At 51.9% G+C, this 312-nt stretch carries 1 protein-coding gene; it reads left to right on the top strand.

The window, feature by feature from the left end; translation table 11 throughout:
• Positions 1–312 (top strand): EF-Tu/IF-2/RF-3 family GTPase (locus H8K47_RS18865; protein ID WP_268977691.1); only part of this gene is annotated, 312 nt, incomplete at both ends.

Below are 312 nucleotides of genomic sequence, written 5' to 3'. Positions count from 1 at the left end.
AACTGGCTGACGCACTGGATAGCTACATTCCTACACCAGAACGCGCAGTTGACGGTACATTCCTGCTGCCAGTAGAAGACGTATTCTCCATCTCTGGTCGCGGTACAGTGGTAACTGGCCGTGTTGAGCGCGGTATCGTTAAAGTCGGCGAAGAGATCGAAATCGTTGGTATCAAAGACACAGTCAAAACAACATGTACTGGCGTTGAAATGTTCCGCAAACTGCTGGACCAAGGTCAGGCAGGCGACAACGTAGGTGTTCTGCTGCGCGGTACTAAGCGTGAAGACATCCAGCGTGGTCAAGTGTTGGCGA

This window comes from Cognatundibacterium rugosum (genome assembly GCF_014284365.1).
Lineage (GTDB): Bacteria > Pseudomonadota > Gammaproteobacteria > Burkholderiales > Burkholderiaceae_D > Undibacterium > Undibacterium rugosum.
Note: the sequence above shows the minus strand (reverse complement) of the source record. Positions and strands in the feature narration are given on the sequence as shown.